This window comes from Pseudomonas sp. NFIX28 (genome assembly GCF_900107395.1).
Lineage (GTDB): Bacteria > Pseudomonadota > Gammaproteobacteria > Pseudomonadales > Pseudomonadaceae > Aquipseudomonas.
This window is the reverse complement of record NZ_FNPW01000017.1, coordinates 31,438-51,025: the sequence shown is the minus strand read 5'-3', so window position 1 is coordinate 51,025 and position 19,588 is coordinate 31,438. Positions and strand designations below refer to the sequence as shown.

Sequence of the window (19,588 nt, the reverse complement as noted above, 5' to 3'; positions counted from 1 at the left end):
GGTTCGCGCTGAGGAATAGGACAATTCTGATTTTGTTGGCGGAAACCGCAGCGCGAGGCTGCACGGTTTCCTCGGTTATTTCGGGTAGAGCGGCGGCAGGCTGCTGGTGTCGGCCAGTGGCGTTTGCACGTGTTCGGCGATCGGGATGGCGCGGATCGCGCGCCACAGTTCTTCGCCTTGCCAGTAGTGGCCGGTTTCGCTGTAGAGCGCGCCGTTGAGGCCGTCCAGGGCGTCGGACAGGGGCACGAAGCGGGCGGCCATGTCGGCCAGGGTTTCCGGTTGCTGGCGGGCCCAGGCGTCCAGGGCCTGGCGAGTGGCCTGCGGGTCGTTGGCCAGGCAGGCGCGCTTGAGGTCGTCGAGCAGGGTGCGCGGGCTCGGGCCGGTCTGCGCGGCGCGCAGGATCGCCGGTTGCCAGCGCGCCCGCCACCAGAGGCCAAAGCCCAGCAGGGTGGTGCAGGCGAGCAGCAGGGTGCTGAGTTTCCAGGCCCACAGCGTGGCGCTGTCGCCACCGACGCCGGCTGGAGTGGCGCCGGGCGGGGTGTCCACCACCAGGCTCGGATTGTTCGCCACCTGCAGAGTGCGCGCCGGCAGGCTGCTGCGTTCCAGGTGGTCCTCATGGGTGTTCCACCACACCACTTCCACCGCCGGCAGGTCGATGCTGCCGCTGCGATTCGGCACCAGGGCCTGGCTGTCTTCGCGGCTGCCGATCAGGCCGCGGTCGCTGACCTGATTGCTCAGCTGCGGTTGGTCCGGGTAGCTGCGCAGGCCGTTGGCCTCGGTGACTGGCAGGGGGGGCAGCTGCGAGCTGGACAGCCCCTCGGCCTTGAGAGTCAGGCTGCGGGTCAGCGAGTCGCCGACCTGGCTGCGGTCAGGCTCGGGGTTCCAGCTTTCGCCCAGGCTCAGGCTGCGGGCCGGCAGCCAGGGCGCATCGGCCGGGTATTCGACCGGCTTGGCCTTGACCGTCAGCGGCATCTGCGCCGAATTCACGTGCATCAGCTTGCCCGGCTTCAGGCCCAGGGGCGCCGGGTCCTGGCTGCCCACGGGGTCGGCCAGGGTGGCGCTGAAGGTCAGCTGCGGAATGTTCAGTACGCCGCTGTGCTGGGGAAAGATCGCATAGCGGATCTCGATCACGCCGTGGCGGATGCCGTTGATGACTTTTTCATAGGTGCGCGACTCGCCGAGCTGTTCGATCCGCGCATCGTCGATCTGCAGCGGCGTCAGGCTGCTGTCGTCGTACAGCGACACCGAGTGATAGATGTGCAAAGTCAGCACCGCCTGGGCCTGCACGTAGACGCTGTCCTGGTCGAGGCTGGCGTCGATGAACACCGGTTCCAGCGGGGCGCTGTCGTTGCGGCTTTCGCTTTGCAGCACATGCAGGCTGATGGGCTGGCTCTGCACTTGGCCCAGTTGCAGGGCCGGGATCATCACGGTGCCGGTGGTCCTGGGCAGCAGGGTGATGATCCAGCGGGTGATGGCGCGGTTGTCGCCGTTGAGGCTGGTCAACTGGTTGACCTGGCGCGTGCCCTGGACTTCGAACTGCGCTTGCAGCGGCGTCAGGTCGGGCTTGCCGAACAGCGTGACGTCGGTGGACTCCAGGGTCAACTCGACGGTTTCCCCGGAGTTCACGCGGCTGCGGTCGACACTGGCGACCAGCCCCTCGGCCCGGGCGGCGAAAGCGCCGAGCGTCAGTACCAGCGTGAGCAGGAGAGTGGTGAAGCGGGTCATCGAATTTTTCCCTGATCCTGATGTTGTTGCTGTTCGTACCAGAACTTGCGGCGCAGCAGTTCGCCCGGGTCGTCCGGAATCTGCCGCAGCCATTGTTCCAATGCCTGGCGATGTTCGCCGTCGAAATTGTCCTGGGCATTGCGCAGCGGCGGCGTGGTGGTCTGTTCGTCGCCCAGTTCGCTGCCGGGAACCGCATCGTTGCCCGGGGTGGCGATTTCGTCGTCCGTCGACTCGTCGGCGGTGGCGGGGTGGCTGTTCTCCGGGGGCTGCTGGCCTGGCGTCGTCGGTGCCTGGGTCGCCGCGCCGGCTTGCGGCGGCTGGCGGGTTTCGTCGTTGTCCTGGTTTTCGTCCGTGGCCGGTTCTTCCGCTGGTGCGGGCTCGGTTTCCTGCAGCAGGCGCTCGACCAGGGCCTTGTTCTTTTGCGCGGCCGTAAGCTCCGGTTGCAGCTCCAGGGCCTGTTCGTAGGCATCCAGCGCGGCTTCCAGCTCGCCGCTCCTGGCCAAGGCATTGCCACGATTGTAGTGGGCGCTGGCGTCGTTGCCTTCGGCAAAGCGCTGAGCGGCAGCGGCGTAGTTGCCGGCCTCGTACAGCGCCACGCCTTGCCACTGCGGGTCCTCGAAACGCTGCGCCGCCTCGCCGGGGCGTTTGTGCTCCAACAGGCGCTGGCCCTGCTGGTCGGGGCGCAGCCACAGGTCGTTGAACTCGAAGGCGTAGCTGGGCTGCGGCGCGGCGAACAGCAGCAGCGGCAGGCAGAACAGCCAGCCGCGGCGCCCGGCGCAGGCGGCCAGCAGCAACAGTGGCAGCAGCAGCCAGTAACCCTGGTCGGCCCAGCTGTCCAGGCGCAGGGTCTGGCCGTCGCTGCGCAGGTTCTGCGGGCCGCTGAGCAGACCCAGGCCGCGCAGGTCGTTGTCGTCCAGGCGCGCCGGGCGATAGCGGCCACCCAGCTCGCCGACGAACTGCTTCAGGCTCGGGCCGTCGAGGCGCGAGATGAGAATCGCGCCCTGTTCGTCCTTGAGAAAGCTGCCGTCTTCCTGGGTCACCGGCGAGCCCTGGCGGCTGCCGATGCCCAGCATCAATAGCTGCGGCGCCTGGCCACCAAGCGCCTGGCGGATGCCCTGGCGTTCCTGCTCGCTCAAGGACGAGCCGATCAGCAGGATGCGGCCCTGGCCCAGCGCGCCCTGGTCCAGCAGCTTCAAGGCTTTTTGCAGGGCCAGGTCGGCGCGGTGGCCTGGCTGGGGCATGATCGACGGTTTGAGGGCTTCCAGCAGGTTACGGCTGGTGGCCAGGTCATCCGACAGCGGCACCAAGGTGTGGGCGCTGCCGGCGTAGACCACGATCGCCGTCTGCGCATCGCTGCGTACCTGCAGCAGGTCCAGCAGCTTGCGCCGGGCCTGTTCCAGGCGATTGGGCGGTACGTCGCCGGCGAGCATTTCCGGGGTCAGTTCCAGCAGCACCACCAGCGGGTCGGCCGGTTTCTGGCTGGTTTGCTCCACCCGTTGCCAGCCGGGGCCGAGCAGGGCCAGCACGGCGAGTATCCAGGTCAGGCCGAGGGCGACCCACGGCAGTTTGCTGTCGCGGCCGTTGCCGCCGCTGAGCAGGGCGGTGTGAAAGGCCGGCGGCAGGATCATCTGCCAGCGCCCGGCGCGTTTTTGCCGATGCCACAACTGCCACAGCAGCCAGCCGAGCAGCGGCACCAGCAGCAGCCACCAGGGGCGGAACCAGTGGGGCCAGAGTTCGGCCCAGAACGGCGCGCTCATCGACGCCTCCGCAGGCGTAGGCGTTTAAGCCGCTCGCGCCAGTCCGGCAGCGGTTGCAGAAAGCGCTCGCGGGTAAAGAAGCGTTGCAGCGGATGCTCCGGCCAGCGCTCGCGCACCACCAGCAGCATGCTCAGCAGCAGCGCCGCGGCCAGCGGCCAGCTGTACAGCGCCTGCGCCGAACGGGCCTGGGTCGGTTGCTGGGCCACCGGCTCCAGTTGGTCGAGGGTGTCCTTGATCGCTTGCAGCTCCTGGCTGTCGCGGGCGCGGAAATAGCGCCCGCCAGTGGCTTCGGCGATGGCCTTGAGGGCCGGTTCGTCGAGGTCCAGGCTCGGGTTGAGGCCGAGAAAACCTAGGGTGCCGCTTTGCTCCGGGTCGGCGCCGATGCCGATCGGGTAGATCTTCACGCCTTCTTCGGCGGCCAGGCGGGCGGCGGTCAGCGGATCGATTTCACCGCCGTTGTTGGCGCCGTCGGTGACCAGGATCAGCACCCGGCTCTGCGCCGGACGCTGGCGCAGGCGCTTGAGCGCCAGGCCGATGGCGTCGCCGATGGCGGTGTTCTTGCCGGCGATGCCGATCTTTGCTTCGTCCAGCCAGACGCGCACGGTATGCCGGTCGAAGGTCAACGGCGCTTGCAGGTAGGCCTTGCTGCCGAACAGGATCAGGCCGACGCGGTCGCCTTCGCGGCTTTCCAGGAAGTCGCCGAGCAGGTGCTGGACCAGGTTCAGGCGGCTGACGTCTTCGTCCTGCCATTGCATGTCGGGGAAGTCCATGGAGCCGGACACATCCACCGCCACCAGCAAGTCGCGGCCGCTGGCGGCCACCGGCAGCGGTTCGCCGAGCCATTGCGGGCGGGCGGCGGCGACCAGCAACAACAGCCACAGCAGAATGAACGGGGCCTGTTGGCGCCAGGCCGGCAGGTTGGCGCGGGCGCGGCGCTTGGCCAGGCCCTCCAGGTCGCTGAGGAAGCTGACCTTGAGCGCCGGCTCGCCGCTGTCGGCCACTGGCAGCAGCACCCGCAGCAGCCAGGGCAGCGGCAGCAGGGCGAAGATCCACGGCCAGGCGAATTCAAACATGCTTGCGAATCCAGATTTCGACCGCCTGGGTCAGGCCGGCGATGGCCTTGTCATCCAGTTTGCATTCGGGCTTGTAGGCGCCTTCCACCAGGACCATCCAGCGCGTGAGGCCGGCCGCCGGGCAGCGGTTGTCGAGGAACGCCAGCCACTTGCGGCCGTTGAGGGTGTGGCTCTGGCTGTAGGGGTAATGGTTGCGGCACAGGCGCTTGAGCAAGCCGTTGAGCTGCTGCAGCCAGGCGCCGGCGGGCGCGCCGTCGTAGGGTTTGGGCAGCAGCGCCAGTTCGGCGAGGGCGGCCAGGCGCACCGGGTCCAGCGGTTGTTCGGCGCGGGGCAGGGTCTGCTGGCGCGGCCAGAAGCGCTTGAGCCGCCACAGGCCGAAGCCGAGCAGCGGCAGCAACGCCAGCAACAGCCACCAGCCCGGCGCCGGGGGCCACAGGCCGATGGTGGGCGGGGCGATCAAGGGTTGCAGTTGGTCGAGGCTGCTCATCGGGTTTTCCCCGGGCGTTGCGGGTTCAGGTATTCGCGCAGTTGCTCGACCATTTCGCTCTGGGTGCTCAGGGGCATCAGCAGCACCCGCAGTTTCTGTGCGAGCAATTCCCAGCGGGCAATGCGCGCTTCGCTCTGCGCCCGGTAGGCCTGGCGCAGTTCGTAGTTGAGGGTGTCCAGTTCCAGCTGCGCGCCGCGTTCGGCGAAACGCAGCAGGCCGGCGGCGGGCAGGGCGTGGTCGAGCGGGTCGGACAGCGGCATCAGCAGCAGATCGCAATGCCGCGACAGCAGGCTCAGTTGCTGCTCGGCGGCGTCGCTCAGGGCGCGCTCGTCGCAGATCACGATCACCAGGCTGCCCGGGCGCAACACCTCGCGGCCTCGGCGCAGGGCGGTGCCGAGGGCGTCGCGCTCGGGTTCGGTTTCGCTGTGCAGCGACTGGTTGACCCGCACCAGGCGGTTGAGCAGTTGCAGCAGGCTCTGTTTGCTGCGCCGCGGCTTGATCTCGTAGTGCTCGTCGTCGCCGAACACCAGGCCGCCGACCCGGTCGTTGTGGCCCAGGGCGGCCCAGCCGATCAGGCTCGCGGCCTGGGCGGCGAGCACCGACTTGAACATCAGCCCGGAACCGAAGAACAGCCGCCGGCTCTGCTCGACCATGATGAAGATCGGCCGTTCGCGTTCTTCGTGGAACAGCTTGGTGTGGGGTTCCTGGGTGCGCGCGGTGACGCGCCAGTCGATGCTGCGCACGTCGTCGCCGGCCTGGTAGACCCGCACCTGGTCGAAGTCGACACCACGCCCGCGCAGCTTGGAGTGGTGCAGGCCTACCAGCGGGCTGCGCTGGCTTGGCGTGGAAAACAGCTGCACTTCGCGCACGCGGTGGCGCATCTCGATCAGCTCGGCGAGGCTGACGCGGATGCCCGAGGCATCGACTGGGTTGGCGTTCATCGGGGTCAAGCGACGGCTACGACGTCGAGAATCCGCTGGACCACCCGGTCCTGGTCGATGCCGGCGGCTTCTGCTTCGAAGGACAGGATGATGCGGTGGCGCAGCACGTCGAACAGCACCGCCTGGATGTCCTCGGGGCTGACGAAGTCGCGTCCGGCCAGCCAGGCGTGGGCCCGGGCGCAGCGGTCGAGGGCGATGGAACCGCGCGGGCTGGCGCCATAGGCGATCCATTCGGCCATCTCCGGGTCGAACTTGGCCGGGGTGCGGGTGGCCATCACCAACTGCACCAGGTATTCCTCCACGGCGTCGGCCATGTACAAGCCGAGGATTTCCTTGCGCGCGGCGAAGATCGCCTGCTGGCTGATACGGCGCTCGGGCTTGGTTTCGCCGTTCAGTGCTTCGCCACGGGCCTGTTGCAGGATGCGCCGTTCGACGGCGGCGTCGGGGAAGCCGATCTTCACGTGCATCAGGAAACGGTCGAGCTGGGCTTCGGGCAGCGGATAGGTGCCTTCCTGCTCGATGGGGTTCTGCGTGGCCATCACCAGGAACAGCGGCGACAGCTCATAAGTGCTGCGGCCGACGCTGACCTGGCGCTCGCCCATGGCTTCGAGCAAGGCCGACTGGACCTTGGCCGGGGCGCGGTTGATTTCGTCGGCCAGCACCAGGTTGTGGAAGATCGGCCCTTGCTGGAACACGAAGCTGCCGGTTTCCGGGCGGTAGATCTCGGTGCCGGTGATGTCGGCCGGCAACAGGTCGGGGGTGAACTGGATGCGATGGAACTGCGCTTCGATGCCTTCGGCCAACTCTTTGATGGCCTTGGTCTTGGCCAGGCCCGGGGCGCCTTCGACCAGCATGTGGCCGTCGGCGAGCAGGGCGATGAGCAAGCGCTCGATGAGTTTTTCCTGGCCGAGAATCTGCGTTGAAAGAAAGGTTCGCAGCGCGAGTAGCGCTTCACGATGTTCCATCGATGACTGTTCCTGCAGAGGGTGACCGAGGGCGTTCGAATAACGCCAGGGCTGGGGGCGTTACTTTAATCCATCCGGGCCCCCGGCGACTAACGGCACCTGGCAAATTTCTGTAAATAACCGGTAATCGTCCGCAACGCTGCGACCTATTGTAAGGATCGGCGCAAGGGGATGGCGGCGGGTGCCTGACGCGCCGCCCTCACGGCGCGTCAGTGGATGGTGCTCAGTTCTTGAAGCTGGAGTGCTTGCGGCCCTGGTCGCACAGGGCGAAGACCACCACCATCACCGCCGAGACCGCCAGGATCAGCGCCACGCCGTCGGTCGAGTGAGTCGCCGAGTTGGCCACCAGGGCCAGCCCGCCCAGGGGCGCCAGGCCGCCGGCGATGGCGGTGCCGATTTCACGGCCGGTACCGAAGCCGGAGGAGCGGGTCTGGGTCGGGAACTGGCGGCTGAGGAACGAGCCCTGGGGCGCGAACATCATTGGCGCCAGCACCCCGGTGCCGATGGCGATGGCCAGGTAGATCATCAGCGGCTCGCCGGTATTGAGCAGGCTCAGGAACGGATAGGCGAACAACACCGAGCACAGGCCGCCGAGCATCAGCACCTTCTTGCTGCTCCACTTGTCGCAGAGCCAGCCGAAGCAGGGTACGGCGACGATCGCCACCAGGCTGGCGATGGTCACCGACAGCGAAGTGACATGGGCCTCGACGCCTTTGTACTGGGTCAGGTAGGCCAGGGAGAAGGTCTTGAAGATGTAGCTCAGGGCGTTGTAGCCAATGGCTACGAACAGCACCACGGCCAGGCCCTTGAGGTCATTCTTGAACAGCAGCTTGAGGGGCGAGGCCTGGACCTTGGCACTGTGCTTTTCCTGCACCTTGTCCAGCTTCTCGAACTGCGGGGTTTCCGGAATGCTGCGCCGCACCCACAGGCCGACGCCGACCAGGGCAATGCTGCAGATGAACGGAATGCGCCAGCCGCCGGAGAGCAGGAAGTCGTTGCCGTTCATGGTCAGCAGGTAGACGGTCAGCGACGACAGCAGCAGGCCCAGGTTCAGGCCCAGCGCCGGCCAGGCCCCCTGGCTGCCGCGCTTGCCTTCGCTGGCGTGCTCATAAGAGGTCACCGCCGCACCGGACAGTTCGGCGCCGGCACCCAGGCCCTGGATGATCCGCACCAGTACCAGGATGATCGGCGCCCAGATGCCGATCGAGGCATAGCTGGGAATCAGGCCGATCAGCGTGGTGCACACACCCATCATGCAGAAGGTGATGACCAGCACCTGCTTGCGCCCGAACCGGTCGCCCAGGTAGCCGAACAGCACACCGCCGAAGGGTCGGGCGATAAAGCCGATGGCAAAGGTGGAGAACGCCAGCAGCGAGGCAACTTTCGGGTTGCTGGGGTCGAAGAAGATTTTCGAGAAGACGATGGCCGCCATGGTGGCGTACAGATAGAAGTCGTACCACTCCAGCATCGAGCCGAAGATGGTCGCCGCCGCGACCTTGCGCAGGCGTTTTTGTTTTTGTTGCGGCGTTTCGCATGCGGCCGGGGCCGCCTCATGGACTGACATCTGAGGATTCCTTGTTGTTTGTAGTTATTTTCAAGCGGGCGCCAGGCACCCGTGCAGCGGGGATCAACGGGCTTTGCGGATTCTCTGGGCAATCATCTGGCCGATGGGGATGGCCGAGGTCGCGGCCGGCGAGGGGGCATTGCAGACGTGGACCATGCGCGGGGTTTCGGCGAACAGGAAGTCGTGCACCAGGGTGCCGTCGCGCATCACCGCCTGGGCGCGAATCCCTGCCTCATAAGGCAGCAGGTCGTCGACTTCCAGGGACGGGCAGTATTTGCGGCACTGTTCCAGGTAGCCGCGCTTGAACAGTGAGTTCTTCATCTCCGTGGTGCCAGAACCGAGGTTGTTCCAGATGGTTTTCCAGAAGCCGGGGAAGGTTGCGTACTCGGCCACGTCGCGCCAGTTGATAGAGAGCTTGCGATAGTTCTCCCGGCCCAGGCCGAGCACGGCGTTGGGCCCGACCGTGACGCTGCCGTCGATCATGCGGGTCAGGTGCACGCCGAGAAACGGCAGCTGCGGATCGGGGATCGGGTAGATCAGATGATTGACGATGGCGTTCTTCGCCGCCGGCAGGCGGAAGTACTCGCCGCGGAACGGGATGATCTGGTGGTCGATCCTGACCCCGGCCAGGGCCGCCAGGCGATCCGATTGCAGGCCGGCGCAGGCCACCAGCTGGCGGGCGCTCCAGACCTTGTCGTCGCTGCTGATGGTGACCTTGTCGGCGCTTTCGACGATGGCGCGCACGGTGGTTTGCAGCTGCACTTCGCCGCCGGCCTGCTGAATGACCCGGGCCATGGCTTCGCACACCTGCCGGTAGTCGACGATGCCGGTGGCATCGAGGAACAGGCCGCCGAGGCCGACGATGTTCGGTTCGCGCCGCTGCAGCTCTTGCGCGTCCAGCTGTTCGACCTTCAGGCCGTTCTGCTGCGAGCGCTCGTACAAGGCATGCATGCGCTCGACTTCCAACGGCGTGGAGGCCACCAGCAGCTTGCCGCAGACCTCGAACCTGATCCCGTGCTGGGTACAGAAATCCTTGGTCGCCTGGGCGCCGCGCTTGCACAGGTCGGCCTTGAGGCTGCCCGGGGCGTAGTAGATGCCGGCGTGGATCACGCCGCTGTTGTGGCCGGTCTGGTGCCGGGCCAGGACGTTTTCCTTTTCCAGAATCAGCAGCGAGGCGCCGGGCTGGCGTTCGAGCAGCGCCATGGCGGTGGCGAGGCCAACGATGCCGCCGCCGATGATGCAGTAGTCGTAGATCATGCAGATGTCACCTTGGTTATTCTTGTTCGGGTCTGATCATCAGGTTGTCAGACAAAGCTAAGCAAACAAAAGACGCCGCGCGGCAGCGTCCGTCAGGCAGTGATTACAGGGGGTTAATCGATACTCGGCAGATCGATTTTCAAGCGTTTGGCCGCGGCTCGCAGGTGCGCTTCGGCGCAGGCGGCGGCCTGCTGCCGGTCACCGGCGGCGATGGCTTCGTACAGCGCCTGGTGTTCGCGGCCGGCATCGGCGGAACCGCCGACCGAATGGGCCGCCGAGTTTTCCCAGGCGGTGCGCCGCGCTTCGGCCAGCTGGCCACGAAGAAAATCATGGAAGGCGACGAAGTAGTGGTTCTTGCTGGCGTCGGCGATGGCCCGGTGGAACTCCACGTCGGCGAGGGCGGCCGCGGCCAGATCGCTGCGCTGGTCGTGCATCTCTTGCAGGGCGCTGCGCATGCGTTGCAGGTCGGCGTCGTCGCGGCGCTGGGCGGCGATGGAGGCGGCCTGGGTTTCGATCCACAGGCGCATTTCGAACATCTGCACCAGGTCAGGCTTGCGGCCCTTCTGGCTGGGAAAACGGAACACGCTGCCGTTGGGATTCTGCGAAATGAACGAGCCCAGCCCGCGGCGGCTGACCAGGATGCCGTCGGCCTTGAGTTGCGCCACGGCCTCGCGCACCACCGAGCGGCTGACGTTCAGTTGCTCGGTCAATTGCTGTTCGGTCGGCAGGCGCGATTCGGCGGTCAGACGGCCGGCGTCGATTTCCTTGCGGATCGCGTTGACCACTCGTTCGACCAGGGTGTCGGGGCGCTGGAGCTGAAGCATGGAGGAGGGGGCTCATAAGTCAGGTTGTCAGACAATGCCGGGGCGCCGGTTTCTTGTCAAGAAACCAGTCGCTTGCTCAAACCGGGTTGAATCAAAGCCCGTAGATCAGAGCTCGTAAATCAAAGCTCGTAAAATCAGAGCTCGTAAAATCAAAGCTCGCTGATATAGGTGCCGGTGCCCTTGAGGATGTTGCGCAGGGTTTCCTCGACTTCCGCCAGGTCCGCCGCCGCGGTGTTGTGGTGGATCTCCAGGTGGTCGCTGCCATTGAGGGCATCGGCATCGGCCGCGGCGATTTCGATCAGCAGGCGGGTCGGGCTCAGGGTGACTTTCACCCCGTCCAGGGTCGAAGGCTCGCCGTCCAGGGTGATCTCCAGCTCATCCTCGTCCGGGTAGCGGGTCATCAGGAACATCTCGCCCTGGTTGCTGTGGCAGCAGAGCATGGCCATGTTGTCTTCTTCGTCATCGCAGGGATTGGCGATCAGGTGGGCGGTGGTCATTTGCATGGGGTGTGTCCTGGGTCGGGCTCCGGCGCGGGGAGCGGGGCGAACAAAGTGCAATTCTGCCAGCCCGGGGGAATTTCTGCTGCTTTGTGTGTCAGAGAACAGGTCGCGGTGGTGTGCTGGCGGCGCTTGGCTTTTGGCACGACAGTCCCGGAAACCGTGCTTCGTGCGCTATTTTTTCCAGCGGCTGCTAGTGTTGTCCAGAGCTTGGCCCGCCAGTTGCCTGCCAATGACCGAATATGTCGCAGCACCGCAAGCAGCGGGCTTGCCGCACTCGTTAAGCTGCGCAACGGATGAGCACCTGTAAAGGCATTGCCCGGCGCACCGCAGCAGTCGTTTTTGCAGATGCCCATCCGCGAACGCTGAATGTGACCTGAGCGTCTTGTCCAGCTTCACCACCCTGTCATTCTGCGACCTCTGCCCGAGATCCAGGAGCAGGATGACCGACCCCCGCAAGGGGTTGCATGCGACGCTTTCATCAATAACAAGCCCAAGCGGAGTACCACAGATGGCGTTCTTCACCGCAGCCAGCAAGGCCGACTTCCAGCACCAACTGCAAGCGGCACTGGCGCAGCACATCAGTGAACAGGCACTGCCACAAGTGGCGCTGTTCGCTGAACAATTCTTCGGCATCATTTCTCTGGACGAACTCACCCAGCGTCGCTTGTCCGACCTGGCGGGCTGCACCCTTTCTGCCTGGCGCCTGCTTGAGCGCTTCGACCACGCGCAATCGCAAGTGCGTGTCTACAACCCCGATTACGAACGTCATGGCTGGCAGTCGACCCACACCGCGGTCGAAGTGCTGCACCATGACCTGCCGTTCCTGGTGGACTCGGTCCGCACCGAGCTGAACCGTCGCGGCTACAGCATCCACACCCTGCAGACCACCGTGCTGAGCGTGCGTCGCGGGAGCAAGAACGAGCTGCTGGAAATCCTGCCCAAGGGCACCCAGGGCGAAGGCATCCTGCAAGAATCGCTGATGTACCTGGAGATCGACCGCTGCGCCAACACCGCCGAGCTCAATGTCCTGAGCAAGGAACTGGAGCAGGTGCTCGGCGAAGTGCGCGTCGCCGTGGCCGATTTCGAGCCGATGAAAGTCAAGGTCCAGGAAATGATCGACGGCATTGGCAACAGCCAGTTCGTCATCGACGCCGATGAAAAGGGCGAGATCAAGAGCTTCCTGGAATGGCTGGTGGACAACCACTTCACCTTCCTCGGTTATGAAGAGTTCGTGGTGCGCGAGGACCAGAATGGCGGTCATATCGAATACGACCAGAATTCCTTCCTCGGCCTGACCAAGCTGCTGCGCGCCGGCCTCACCATCGACGACCTGCGCATCGAAGACTACGCCGTGAACTACCTGCGCGAACCGACGCCGCTGTCGTTCGCCAAGGCCGCACACCCAAGCCGCGTACACCGTCCGGCCTACCCGGACTACGTGTCGATCCGCCAGATCGACGCCGACGGCAATGTAATCAAGGAATGCCGCTTCATGGGCCTGTACACCTCCTCGGTGTACGGCGAAAGCGTGCGAGTGATTCCTTACATCCGCCGCAAGGTGGAAATCATCGAACAGCGCTCCGGCTTCCAGGCCAAGGCGCACCTGGGCAAGGAACTGGCCCAGGTTCTCGAAGTGCTGCCGCGCGACGACCTGTTCCAGACCCCGGTCGACGAACTGTTCAACACCGTGATGTCGATCGTGCAGATCCAGGAACGCAACAAGATCCGCGTGTTCCTGCGCAAGGACCCGTACGGCCGCTTCTGCTACTGCCTGGCCTATGTGCCTCGCGACATCTATTCCACCGAAGTCCGGCAGAAGATCCAGCAGGTGCTGATGGATCGCCTGAAGGCCACCGACTGCGAGTTCTGGACCTTCTTCTCCGAGTCCGTGCTGGCGCGCGTGCAACTGATCCTGCGGGTCGATCCGAAGAACCGCATCGACATCGATCCGCTGCTGCTGGAAAAAGAAGTGGTGCAGGCCTGCCGCAGCTGGCAGGACGACTACGCCGCGCTGACCGTCGAAAGCTTCGGCGAGGCCCACGGCACCAACGTCCTGGCCGACTTCCCGAAAGGCTTCCCGGCCGGCTACCGTGAGCGCTTCGCTGCGCATTCGGCGGTGGTCGACATGCAGCACCTGTTGAGCCTGTCCGAGGCCAACCCGCTGGTGATGAGCTTCTACCAGCCGCTGACCCAGCCTACCGGCCAGCCGCTGCTGCACTGCAAGCTGTATCACGCCGATACCCCGCTGGCGCTGTCCGACGTACTGCCGATCCTGGAAAACCTCGGCCTGCGCGTGCTCGGCGAGTTCCCGTATCGCCTGCGTCACGCCAGCGGCCGTGAGTTCTGGATCCACGACTTCGCCTTCACCGCGGCCGAAGGCCTGAACCTGGATATCCAGCAGCTCAACGACACCCTGCAGGACGCCTTCGTCCACATCGTCCGTGGCGATGCCGAGAACGACGCGTTCAACCGCCTGGTGCTGACCGCCGGCCTGCCATGGCGCGACGTCGCGCTGCTGCGTGCCTACGCCCGTTACCTGAAGCAGATCCGCCTGGGCTTCGACCTGGGTTACATCGCCAGCACCCTGAACAACCACACCGATATCGCCCGCGAGCTGACCCGGTTGTTCAAGACCCGCTTCTACCTGGCGCGCAAGCTCGGCAGCGATGACCTGGAAGACAAGCAGCAGCGCCTGGAGCACGCGATCCTCACCGCCCTGGACGATGTCCAGGTGCTCAACGAAGACCGCATCCTGCGTCGCTACCTGGACCTGATCAAGGCCACCCTGCGGACCAACTTCTACCAGACCGACGCCAACGGCCATAACAAGTCGTACTTCAGCTTCAAGTTCAACCCGCACTTGATTCCCGAGCTGCCCAAGCCGGTGCCGAAGTTCGAGATCTTCGTCTACTCGCCGCGCGTCGAAGGCGTGCACCTGCGTTTCGGCAACGTCGCCCGTGGCGGCCTGCGCTGGTCGGACCGCGAAGAAGACTTCCGTACCGAAGTCCTCGGCCTGGTAAAAGCCCAGCAAGTGAAGAACTCGGTGATCGTGCCGGTGGGCGCCAAGGGCGGCTTCCTGCCGCGTCGCCTGCCGCTGGGCGGCAGCCGGGACGAGATCGCGGCCGAGGGCATCGCCTGCTACCGCATCTTCATCTCTGGCCTGCTGGACATCACCGACAACCTGAAGGACGGCGTCCTGGTGCCGCCGGCCAACGTCGTGCGTCACGACGACGATGACCCGTACCTGGTGGTGGCGGCGGACAAGGGCACCGCGACCTTCTCCGACATCGCCAACGGCATCGCCATCGACTACGGCTTCTGGCTGGGCGACGCGTTCGCTTCCGGCGGTTCCGCCGGTTACGACCACAAGAAGATGGGCATCACCGCCAAGGGCGCGTGGGTTGGCGTGCAGCGCCACTTCCGCGAGCGCGGCATCAATGTCCAGGAAGACAGCATCACCGTGGTGGGCGTCGGCGACATGGCCGGCGACGTATTCGGCAACGGCTTGCTGATGTCCGACAAGCTGCAGCTGGTCGCGGCCTTCAACCATATGCACATCTTCATCGACCCGAATCCGGACCCGGCCACCAGCTTCGCCGAGCGCCAGCGCATGTTCGACCTGCCGCGTTCGGCCTGGAGCGACTACGACACCAGCATCATGTCCGAAGGCGGCGGCATCTTCTCGCGCAGCGCGAAGAGCATCGCCATTTCGCCGCAGATGAAAGAACGCTTCGACATCCAGGCCGACAAGCTGACCCCGACCGAGCTGCTCAACGCCTTGCTCAAGGCGCCGGTGGACCTGTTGTGGAACGGCGGTATCGGTACCTACGTCAAGGCCAGCACCGAAAGCCACGCCGATGTCGGCGACAAGGCCAACGATGCGCTGCGCGTCAACGGCAACGAGCTGCGCTGCAAAGTGGTGGGCGAGGGCGGCAACCTCGGCATGACCCAGCTGGGTCGCGTGGAGTTCGGCCTCAATGGTGGCGGTTCCAACACCGACTTCATCGATAACGCCGGTGGCGTGGACTGCTCCGACCACGAAGTGAACATCAAGATCCTGCTCAACGAAGTGGTGCAGGCCGGCGACATGACCGACAAGCAGCGTAACCAGCTGCTGGCGAGCATGACCGACGAAGTCGGTGGCCTGGTCTTGGGCAACAACTACAAGCAGACCCAGGCCCTGTCCCTGGCGGCCCGTCGCGCCTTCGCGCGGATCGCCGAGTACAAGCGCCTGATGAGCGACCTGGAAGGCCGTGGCAAGCTGGATCGCGCCATCGAGTTCCTGCCGTCGGAAGAGCAGCTCAACGAGCGCGTTGCCGCCGGCCACGGATTGACTCGTCCGGAACTGTCGGTGCTGATCTCCTACAGCAAGATCGACCTCAAGGAGCAATTGCTCAACTCCCTGGTACCGGACGACGACTACCTGACCCGCGACATGGAAACCGCGTTCCCGCCGACCCTGGTCAGCAAGTTCGCCGAAGCCATGCGCCGTCACCGCCTGAAGCGCGAGATCGTCAGCACCCAGATTGCCAACGACCTGGTCAACCACATGGGCATCACCTTCGTGCAGCGCCTGAAGGAGTCCACCGGCATGAGCCCGGCCAACGTGGCGGGCGCCTATGTGATCGTGCGTGACATCTTCCATCTCCCGCACTGGTTCCGCCAGATCGAAGCCCTGGACCACCAGGTTTCGGCCCAGGTGCAGCTGGAGTTGATGGACGAGCTGATGCGCCTTGGTCGTCGCGCGACCCGTTGGTTCCTGCGCAGCCGCCGCAACGAGCAGGATGCTGCCCGTGACGTCGCGCACTTCGGTCCGCACCTGGCGGCGTTGGGCCTCAAGCTCGACGAACTGCTGGAAGGCCCGACCCGCGAAGGCTGGCAGACCCGCTACACCGCCTACGTCGAAGCCGGCGTGCCTGAGCTGTTGGCGCGCATGGTGGCAGGTACCACTCACCTGTATACCTTGCTGCCGATCATCGAGGCCGCGGATGTCACCGGGCACGACGCTGCCGATGTGGCCAAGGCCTACTTCGCCGTGGGCAGTGCCCTGGACCTGCCGTGGTACCTGCAGCAGATCAGCGATCTGCCGGTGGCCAACAACTGGCAGGCCCAGGCACGCGAAGCCTTCCGCGACGACGTGGACTGGCAGCAGCGGGCGATCACCATCTCGGTCCTGCAAATGGCCGATGCGCCAGAAGACATGGAAGCCCGCGTGGCCCTGTGGCTTGAGCAGAACCAGAGCATGGTCGAGCGCTGGCGCGCGATGCTGGTGGAAATCCGTGCCGCCAGCGGCACCGACTACGCCATGTACGCGGTGGCCAACCGCGAATTGCTGGACCTGGCCATGAGCGGCCAATCGGGCCTTGTAGCGGCCTGATCGAGCGCTGAATGAAAAAGCCCCGTATCGCGAGATACGGGGCTTTTTTTATGGCTGCTCCGGCACGACAGAACCGCTGCTTGCGTAGGAGCGAAGCTTGCTCGCGATGACGCCAGGACAGGCAACACAATCTCCCGGAGAGAAAAGTCGCCTGGCCGCTGCGCGGATCGCGGGCAAGCCTCGCTCCTACGGGTTATCTGGCGTGGCGGAAACGCCGCTTGCGTAGGAGCGAAGCTTGCTCGCGATGACGCCAGGACAGGCAACACAATCTCCCGGTGAGAAAAGGCGCCTGGCCGCTGCGCGGATCGCGGGCAAGCCTCGCTCCTACGACTGGTTATTGCTTCAGCGGTGTCAGCACTTCGTCCTTGGCATCCTTGAGCACGAACACCAGCAGCTTGGCCGGTTTGCTGGCGCTGGCGTTGGCCGATACCGGGTGCTGCGAGCCGGCAGGTTCGTACCAGAACTCGCCCGCTTTATAGGTAATGGCCGGCTCGTCGTTGACCCGCGAGGTGATCTCGCCTTCCAGCACATAAGCCATGGCCGCGCCCTTGTGCATGTGCGGCACCGTGGCCTGGCCCGGCGCGTAGTCGACGGTGAGCATCAGCGCGGTCTTGCCTGGCAGGTTGGCCAGGGCATGTTCCTGGAGAATCTTGATTTTCTCCTGGCCGTACTCCAGCTCATGGGCGGCGGCGCCCAGGGAGGCGAGCAGGGTCAGGCCGGCGAGGGCGGAAGTCAGGGCGGTAAGGGGCTTCATGGTCGGTTTCTCCGGTTCGAAAGTGGCCGGCCCAAGTTAAGCCCGCGGTCGCCACCGACCTATAACCAATCCCGGCAAAGAATCGCAGACCAATGCCTCAGTGTTCGAAATCGAGGGCGCAGGCCAGGCGCCTGTCCAGCAGGTCGATGAAGCCCTGGGCCGCGGGCAGATGGAAATGCGCCTGCATTTCGGCCGTCGAGCGCCATTGGCCGCTTACGGTCCAGTGCTGCGAGTCCGCTGTGTTGCACTGGGCGCTGTATGCCAGGCAACCGGGAGCCTCGCGCAGGGCGGCGAGAAGCGTGGTCAACTGCTGGCCAAGCTCCTCCGAACGGCCCTGGGCGGCCCTGATCTGCACGATATTGATGGCTGGACTGGACATCTAGAACCCTCCGCGAGTCCTGTAGCCGCTGTCGCAGGCTGCGATCGGCTTGGGCGGCACTCCGACGGAGCAGGTGCGGGATCTGATGACCCCAGCAGCACCCGGCGACAGTCACGGCATTGGGTGGAGGCTCAGAATAGGGCCGCAAGATTGCAACAAAAATAACCAATCCCCGGGAAATGCCCGGGGCCAATCAGGCGATCTGCTGCAGCAGGTCGCGCACCTTGTCCAGGGCCGGGTCGATGTCCAGGGTCTCGATGGCGCCAAAGCCGATGAACAAACCCTCCCTGACCGGCTCCTGATCAAAGAAGCCGTGCAGCGAATACAGTCCGACCTCGACCTTTTTCGCCAGCTCCAGCAACAGCGGGATGTTCACCGGCACCTTGCACAGTGCCGCCATGTGAAAGCCGGCGGTGGAGGGCACCGCTTGCAGCCAGGGCGAGAGGTCGCCGTCGAGGCGCCGCAGGATGCGCTCGCGGCGCCCGGCATACACCGTATGGCAGCGGCGGATGTGCTTGAGCAGGTAACCCTCGGCAATGAACTTGGCCAGCGCCCATTGCGGCAGGGTCGAGGTGTGGCAGTCGGTGAGGCGCTTGGCCTTGATCACCGCGCCGAGAATCGCCGGCGGCAACACCGCGTAGCCCAGGCGCAGCTGCGGCAGCATGGTTTTCGAAAAGGTCCCGACATAGGCCACCACGCCGCGCTTATCCAGGCTCTGCAGGGAATCGGTAGGCCGCCCCTCGTAGCGGAACTCGCTGTCGTAATCGTCCTCGATGACGATCGCCCCCAGCTCCCGTGCGCGTTCCAGCAGCGCTTCGCGGCGGGCATGGCTCATGGGCATGCCCAGCGGGAACTGATGGGAAGGGGTGACGTAGATCAGCCGCACGCCGTCGGGAATCCGCTCGACCTGGATGCCCTGGTCGTCCACCGGCACGCCGACCACGGTCGCGCCCTGGGCGCTGAACAGCAGGCGCGCCGGGGTGTAGCCGGGATCTTCCATGGCCACCAGGCTGCCGGGCTCCAGCACCACTCGGGCGATCAGATCCAGGGCCTGTTGCGCGCCGTTGCACACCACGATGTCGGCGTCGCTGCAGACCACGCCGCGAGAGAACGAGACATGCCCGGCGATCGCATTGCGCAGCGCCGGCAAACCTTCCGGCTGGCTGTAGAACCCGCCGCTCTGGGCGATCCGCCGCAGGGCGTCCTGGGTGCAGCGGCGCCATTCTTCCTGGGGGAACTGATTGCGGCTGGTGGCGCCGCCGATGAGTTCGTAGCGCGAGGTGCCTTCCAGGGTCGGGTGGCGCAGGGGCGTGGGCAGCTCCTGCCATTTTTCCAGGCTCTGCGCGCAGGCCAGGTCAGCGGCGCTCTGCTTGCGTTCGGCTTTCACCGGCCGGGCATTGACGAAGGTGCCGCGGCCGATCCGGCCGATCAGGAAGTTTTCATAGGTCAGCAGGCTGTAGGTGTCCGATACCGTCTTGCGCGAAATCCCCAGTTGCTCGGCCAACAGCCGGCTCGGCGGCAATTGGGCGCCCGCCGCCAGCCGCCCGGACTCGATGGCGTCGCGCAATTGCCGATACAACTGCTCGGCCAGGTCCTTGCGCCCGTTGATGACGACATGCAATTCCATCGGTGACATTCCCAAACCTTCAGTGCCCGCCAGATTACCCGCAAGCCCCCGGTTCGTGTAGCGCCCCGGGATCGGCCTGAGGCCTGCCGCAGGCTGCGATAAGCCCGCAGGGCTTCAGCGGTCTTGAGCCGGCCACCGCCGCGACGAACCGCCAACTCCCCAGCATTGCTACAGACACAACACGGACTTGAAATCCCCTGTAGCCGCTGCCGCAGGCTGCGATAAGCCCGCAGGGCTTCGACGGTCTTGAATCCGGCACAGCCCGGTGGTCTGCCAATAAACCCGCGGATTGGCTATAGGGGCAGGCCGGCGTGGCCCTTAGGCTAGGGGAACATGACCGCAACGCTCACGGTGACCT

Annotated in this window: 14 protein-coding genes; 1 reads left to right on the top strand and 13 read right to left on the bottom strand. The window is 65.3% G+C overall.

All coding sequences use genetic code 11. The features are described from left to right. Positions 1-75 precede the first annotated feature (75 nt). The 10 genes from BLV20_RS26070 to BLV20_RS26025 all read right to left on the bottom strand — a co-directional run bounded on the left by BLV20_RS26070 (position 76) and on the right by BLV20_RS26025 (position 11,096). Complete coding sequence (locus BLV20_RS26070) at positions 76-1,725, bottom strand: BatD family protein (RefSeq protein WP_092305294.1); 1,650 nt, start codon at positions 1,723-1,725, stop codon at positions 76-78. Next, positions 1,722-3,482, bottom strand: a complete 1,761-nt coding sequence (locus BLV20_RS26065; protein ID WP_092305293.1) for a VWA domain-containing protein — start codon at positions 3,480-3,482, stop codon at positions 1,722-1,724. Before BLV20_RS26065 ends, BLV20_RS26070 begins: the two co-directional genes overlap by 4 nt. After that, the gene (locus BLV20_RS26060; RefSeq protein ID WP_092305292.1) at positions 3,479-4,555 is read right to left on the bottom strand and encodes a vWA domain-containing protein; all 1,077 of its coding nucleotides are present in this window, start codon (positions 4,553-4,555) and stop codon (positions 3,479-3,481) included. Before BLV20_RS26060 ends, BLV20_RS26065 begins: the two co-directional genes overlap by 4 nt. After that, positions 4,548-5,042: a DUF4381 domain-containing protein gene (locus BLV20_RS26055; protein WP_092305291.1), complete on the bottom strand. Its 495-nt coding sequence runs from the start codon at positions 5,040-5,042 to the stop codon at positions 4,548-4,550. The genes BLV20_RS26060 and BLV20_RS26055 overlap by 8 nt, the downstream gene beginning before the upstream one ends. After that, positions 5,039-5,983 (bottom strand): DUF58 domain-containing protein, encoded by a 945-nt coding sequence (locus BLV20_RS26050; RefSeq protein WP_092305290.1) that lies wholly within the window; start codon positions 5,981-5,983, stop codon positions 5,039-5,041. Before BLV20_RS26050 ends, BLV20_RS26055 begins: the two co-directional genes overlap by 4 nt. A gap of 5 nt (positions 5,984-5,988) precedes the next feature. Beyond that, complete coding sequence (locus BLV20_RS26045) at positions 5,989-6,948, bottom strand: AAA family ATPase (protein WP_007925774.1); 960 nt, start codon at positions 6,946-6,948, stop codon at positions 5,989-5,991. Between the two features lie 223 nt (positions 6,949-7,171). Continuing rightward, on the bottom strand, positions 7,172-8,512 hold the full coding sequence (locus BLV20_RS26040) for an MFS transporter (RefSeq protein ID WP_092305289.1): 1,341 nt from the start codon (positions 8,510-8,512) through the stop codon (positions 7,172-7,174). 63 nt (positions 8,513-8,575) lie between these two features. Further along, on the bottom strand, positions 8,576-9,769 hold the full coding sequence (gene lhgO / locus BLV20_RS26035; protein WP_092305288.1) for an L-2-hydroxyglutarate oxidase: 1,194 nt from the start codon (positions 9,767-9,769) through the stop codon (positions 8,576-8,578). Between the two features lie 113 nt (positions 9,770-9,882). Then, entirely contained in the window at positions 9,883-10,593 is a 711-nt protein-coding gene (locus tag BLV20_RS26030; protein WP_007925785.1) for a FadR/GntR family transcriptional regulator, read from the bottom strand. Positions 10,594-10,742: 149 nt separating this feature from the next. After that, positions 10,743-11,096, bottom strand: a complete 354-nt coding sequence (locus BLV20_RS26025) for a hypothetical protein (RefSeq protein ID WP_092305287.1) — start codon at positions 11,094-11,096, stop codon at positions 10,743-10,745. A 505-nt stretch (positions 11,097-11,601) separates the two neighbouring features. Between BLV20_RS26025 and BLV20_RS26020 the strand changes: the two genes are divergently transcribed. Next, positions 11,602-16,470: an NAD-glutamate dehydrogenase gene (locus BLV20_RS26020; protein WP_092305286.1), complete on the top strand. Its 4,869-nt coding sequence runs from the start codon at positions 11,602-11,604 to the stop codon at positions 16,468-16,470. A 334-nt stretch (positions 16,471-16,804) separates the two neighbouring features. Here the strand turns inward: BLV20_RS26020 and BLV20_RS26015 are convergent, their stop codons facing one another. From BLV20_RS26015 to BLV20_RS26005, 3 genes are all read right to left on the bottom strand, one after another. Continuing rightward, positions 16,805-17,224 (bottom strand): cupin domain-containing protein, encoded by a 420-nt coding sequence (locus BLV20_RS26015; RefSeq protein WP_092305285.1) that lies wholly within the window; start codon positions 17,222-17,224, stop codon positions 16,805-16,807. 97 nt (positions 17,225-17,321) lie between these two features. Then, a complete protein-coding gene (locus BLV20_RS26010; RefSeq protein WP_092305284.1) occupies positions 17,322-17,603 on the bottom strand; it encodes an antibiotic biosynthesis monooxygenase family protein in 282 nt (93 codons plus the stop codon). Between the two features lie 193 nt (positions 17,604-17,796). Beyond that, positions 17,797-19,230, bottom strand: coding sequence for a MocR-like pyridoxine biosynthesis transcription factor PdxR (locus BLV20_RS26005; RefSeq protein ID WP_092305283.1), 1,434 nt, complete (start codon positions 19,228-19,230; stop codon positions 17,797-17,799). Positions 19,231-19,588: the final 358 nt, after the last annotated feature.